A 4,884-nucleotide genomic window follows, 5' to 3' on the forward strand; every position below is an offset into this window, starting at 1 on the left:
CGACTTCCCCAACACCCGCACCAGCGAGCTGCCGGTCAGCGCCGAGGGCGATCGCGCGATCAACGGCACGACGCCGGCGTGGGCGCGCTACCTGCCCTTCTGGGCCGGCAATCTGCTGGAACGCATGTGGCTGGTGGTCGGCGGCCTGCTGGTGCTGATGCTGCCGCTGTCGCGCGTGGTGCCGCCCCTCTACACCTTCCGCGTGCGCTCGCGCGTGTTCCGCTGGTATGCGCGGCTGCGCGAGGTGGAAGCAAAGCTTGAAACCGGCGCAGGCGAGCGCGGCGCTTTACTCGACGAGCTGGATGAGCTGGACCGCGTCACACACCGCATTGCGGTGCCGCTGTCCTATGCCGAAGAGCTTTACGCGCTGCGCAACAACATCTATGCGGTGCGCAAGCGCCTGCTGGCGCAGCGGTCCCGGCCGACAGACGGACCGACCGACTAGTCAACAAGCGGCGCGGCGGCGTGCTGCCTGTCCGTTCTGCCATCCAGTCCGACCCCGGGATGAGCGGACCGGCTGTGAGAAAGGCACTGTTGGACGGTGGCAGCTGCCTTGGCTTTCCGAAAGTCCGGTATCCGCCGCCTGAAGCAGCCCAAGCTCAAAACTGCGCGGCGCCCGGCGTCCCGCAAAGACCGCCTCGCATCTCTCGCTGCTCAAGCAGCAACGCTACGACAGCAACCGGAACAGCATATTGGGATGGATGGGCAGGTCCATCAGGCCGGCCACGCCCATCAGCACGCCGAAGAAGGTGGGCAGCAGGGCCACGAAGTACAGCGGCCAGAGCCGGGTCAGCGCCGTCACGGCCAGCAGGGCGATGGCGATGGCGAGCAGGGCGTCGGACAAGTCGAACTGGTCGTCGCGGCGGTTCAGCGTCTCGTAAGCGGTCTGGGCTGCCTCGGCCTGGGCCTTGAGTTCGTCGCGCTTCTTGAGCTGATCGGCCGCCTTGGCGCGGTAGCCAGCGATGGCTTTGTCGTAATCGCCAGCTTGCGTGGCCGGCGCGCCGCCCTTGGCCAGCTCGAGCTGGGTGGCGCTGGACTCGGCTACGTCGGCGCGGATCGTGCGGGCCTGGAAGTAGGCCCAGTAATCGAGCTTGTCGGCCTGGGCCTGCTGCATGCCTTGCACGATGTTGTCGTCCTTGACCTTGCAGATGCCCATGAAGGTGGCCAGGATCGCCACCGTGATGGCGACAGCGGCGTTCAGGCGCGCGGTGCGCGCCTCCTGCGCGGCTTCGGCGGCCTGGTCGATGAGGTCTTTGGGATCGAGGTCCATGGAAGGGGTGTGTAGTTGGCAGCGGAACTATGCGCGCAGCACGGGCCTTGTCTGTGGCAATCTCGCGGCCTTCAGTTCCTGCGCAAGCCGAATGAAAGCCAAGACACTGTTGCTGACATTGCTGTTTGCCGTCACCGCCACGGTGCGGGCTGAGCCCGTCACTTTCGCGCTGGAGGCGCCTCAGGCGCGCCGGGTCTTCCTCGCCGGCGAGATGACGGACTGGGACAAGCACAAGCAGGCCATGGCGCGCGGCGCCGATGGCGTCTGGCGCGTGCGCCTGGACCTGGCGCCGGGTCAGTGGCTCTACAAGTTCGTCGTCGACGGCCGCTGGGTACATGACCCGGCCACGCCAGACCACGATGCCGACGGCCAGGGCGGCCAGCATTCCTTCGTCTTCGTTGGCGAAGGTGCATGGACGCCACCGGCCACCGGTCGAGGCCGTGTCGAGACGTACGAGGTGGCTTCCGCCGCCTTCGGCCGGACCGACAAAGTCAACGTCTATCTGCCGCCCGGCTTCGAGCGCGGCCAGGCCCTGCCGGTGCTGACGCTGCTGCACGGCGGCGGCATGGACGCCGACCAGTGGTTTCGCACCGGCCACATCGAGCGCTATGCCGACCGCCTCATCGCCAGCGGCCGTGCACGGCCCTTCGTCATCGTCATGCCCAGCAGCAACGGCCGGCGCTACGACGGCCCGGCCGAGCGCTTCATCGTCGACGAGTTGCCGGCCTGGCTGAAGGAACAGTACGGCCTCTCACCCATACGCGCGCAGTCGGCCATCGCCGGTATGTCCCTGGGTGGCTATGGCTCGGTCAAGCTGCCGCTGGCGGCGCCGCAGCGCTGGGGCTATGCCTTCGCGCTGAGCGGCTGGTATCCGGACGAGCTGATCGCCGAGGTCCAGCGCGCCGGGCGGCTGCCGGTGCCACTGGTGCTGCGCTGCGGCAGCGAGGACGAATTGGTCACGACGAATCGCGCACTTCAGGCGGCGCTGCGCGCCCAGGGCCAGGCGCCCGACTATCGCGAGGACGCCGGCGCCCATACCTTCCACTACTGGAGCCACGTGACGGCGGAGATGCTGGAGGGCGTCGACGCCTACTTCCGTCGCGCCGGTCCCTGAAGATTCGCTGATCGCGGCGTTCAGGCCAGCGGCGGCGCGGCGCAGAGTGAGCCGCTGGCGGAGATCGCGGGCGCGAGTGCGGTGATCACTTCGTCGAGTGCGGCGTCGACGGCGGCGCCATGGATGCCGGCGATGCACGCCCGCTCCAGCCGCAGCGCGGCTTCGCGCAGCCCGTCCATGCCAAAGGTGCCGGCCAGGGATTGAAGGTCGTGCGCCAGGCGGCGCCCGGCCGCCGCGTCGCCGGCGTTGCGCGCGGCATCGAAGTCCTGTTCAAAGCTGCGGTATTTCTCGGCAAAGCCGCCGAGGGCACGTCGCAGCAGCGCGGCGTCGCCGCCGAGGCGGCCCAGGGCGCCGGCCATGTCGATGCCCGGTGTGGGCAGGCCCACGGCGGCAGCGCTGCCGTTGTCGGCCGGCGCGCGGGGGCGCACCCAGCGTGCCAGGGTGGCATACAGGTGCGCCACGTTGATCGGCTTGGCGACGTGGTCGCTCATACCGGCCGCGAGCGCCTTCTCGCGGTCGCCCAGCATTGCGTTGGCGGTCATGGCGATGATGGGCAGGTCCTGCCAGCGCGGCTGCTGGCGCAGCCGCTGCGTGGCCTCGAAGCCGTCCATCTCCGGCATCTGGCAGTCCATCAGTACGGCGTCGTAGTCGTGCGTGGCCAGCCGCTCCAGGGCCTCGCGGCCATTGCAGGCCATGTCCACCGCGATGCCTATGCGGCCGAGCAATTCGGCGGCGAGGTCGCGGTTGATCTCGTTGTCCTCCACGAGCAGCACCCGTGCGCCGTCCAGGCGCACGTCGAGCCGCGGCGGCAGCGGGGTAGCGGCGTGCTCGCCGCCCAGGCCCGACGCTTGGGCACAGGCGTCCAGCAGCGACCAGGGCGTCACCGGCCTGGCCACCATCACGGTGGCCGCCGCCAGCGCGGTGGGTGGGTCCTGGCGGCCCGCCTCGGCCAGCAGCACCAGGGCCGGCAAGCCGCCCGTAGCCTGGGCGGCGAGGCGGCGCGCGAAGTCCGCCAGGTCCAGGCCGGCCAGCGGATGCTCCAGCACGGCCAGGTCGTAGCCTTGCGCCGCGTCCTCTGACAGCCGCGCCAGCGCCTCGGCGCCGCTGGCGGCGCAGTCAACCTGCAGCCCTGCCTGAGTGAGCGTCGCGGCATGCAGTTGGCGTGCCGCGGCATGCGCAACGACCACCAGCGCCCGCCGCCCGTGCAGGCCGGCGGCGGGCTGGGCGTTTGTCGCCTCGGGCAATGCCGCCAGGCTCAGCATGAACGAGAAGCGGCTGCCCCCGCCGGCTGGGCTGTCGACCTCGAGTTCACCGCCCATCAGCCGCACCAGCTGGCGGCTGATCGCCAGCCCCAGCCCGGTGCCGCCGTGGCGGCGGCTGGTCGCGGCGTCGGCCTGCTCGAAGGGCTCGAACAGACGCTGCCTGAGCTCGTCGGAAATGCCCATGCCGGTGTCGCAGACCACGAAGCGCAGCACCGCCCGCTCGCGCTCGCGGCTCACCGTCTCGACGCTCACCTGCACCTGGCCGTGATCGGTGAACTTGACCGCGTTGCCGGTCAGGTTGAGCAGCACCTGGCCCAGGCGCACGGGGTCGCCCAGCAACTGCCGCGGTGGGTCGCCCTGCACCGAGAACAGCAGCTCCAGCCCCTTGTCCTGCGCCTGCGGGCCCATCATGGAGGCCAGGTTGTCCAGCACCTCGGGCAGGTCGAAGGGCAGGGTCTCGACGACCAGCTTGCCGGCTTCGATCTTGGAGAAGTCGAGGATGTCGTTGAGGATGGTCAGCAGCGAGCGCGCCGCGCGGTTGACCTTCTGGATGTGCACGCGCTCGCGGGGCGGCAGCGCGCCTTCCAGCGCCAGGCCCGACATGCCGATGATCGCGTTCATCGGCGTGCGGATCTCGTGGCTCATGTTGGCGACGAAGGCGCTCTTGGCGATGCTGGCCGCTTCGGCGGCGTCGCGCGCCTGGCTCAGCTCGGCGGTGCGCTGGCCCACGGTGTCCTCCAGGGCCGTGTGCTGGCGGCGCAACTCGGCATCGCGCGCGTGCAGCGCGCCCATCAGCGCGTTGAAGCCCTCGCCCAGCCGGGCCAGCTCGTCGGCACCTTCGACCGGCACGCGGCGGTCGTAGTCGGCGCTGACGCGCACCTCGTCGACCACCGCCGCCAGCGTGGCCAGCGGCCGGCCGATGGAGTGTTGCAGCGCCCACAGCAGGCCCAGCATCACCGCGGCCCCCAGCAGCACCAGCGCAGCGCCGAAAGCGACCATGGCGGCCAGGTTCTGCCGCTGCAGCTCAGCCAGGCTGGTGACCAGGACCAGGCGCGCATCGCCGTCCAGCGCCTGCACCCAGCGGGCCGCGCCGAGCCCGGTTGCCAGTGCAAAGCCCGGCTCGCTGCCGCCGCCCGGCGCTGCAGCCGGCCACTCGACGGCCTGCGGCGCGCGCAGCTGCGCGAGCAGCCGCCCGTCGGCCAGGCGCAACTCGGCCTTCAGCTCCTGCGGGTTGGGGC

Annotated in this window: 3 protein-coding genes and 1 pseudogene; 2 read left to right on the forward strand and 2 right to left on the reverse strand. The window is 70.6% G+C overall.

What is annotated here, in order from left to right:
• A pseudogene (locus AC1DU6_RS20070) lies at window positions 1–445 on the forward strand (TAXI family TRAP transporter solute-binding subunit); the annotation flags it as partial.
• Between the two features lie 222 nt (window positions 446–667).
• Here AC1DU6_RS20070 and AC1DU6_RS20075 read toward each other — a convergent pair.
• Window positions 668–1,270, reverse strand: coding sequence for a DUF4337 domain-containing protein (locus AC1DU6_RS20075; RefSeq protein ID WP_477859114.1), 603 nt, complete (start codon window positions 1,268–1,270; stop codon window positions 668–670).
• Between the two features lie 91 nt (window positions 1,271–1,361).
• Here AC1DU6_RS20075 and AC1DU6_RS20080 point away from each other — a divergent pair, with 91 nt between their 5' ends.
• Window positions 1,362–2,384: an alpha/beta hydrolase-fold protein gene (locus AC1DU6_RS20080; protein WP_457320535.1), complete on the forward strand. Its 1,023-nt coding sequence runs from the start codon at window positions 1,362–1,364 to the stop codon at window positions 2,382–2,384.
• Window positions 2,385–2,404: 20 nt separating this feature from the next.
• On the opposite strand, the gene AC1DU6_RS20085 is transcribed toward AC1DU6_RS20080, so the two are convergent.
• Window positions 2,405–4,884, reverse strand: a 2,480-nt coding sequence (locus AC1DU6_RS20085; RefSeq protein ID WP_477859115.1) for a response regulator, incomplete at its 5' end; no start/stop codon positions are given.

This window comes from Roseateles sp. P5_B10 (assembly GCF_056400485.1).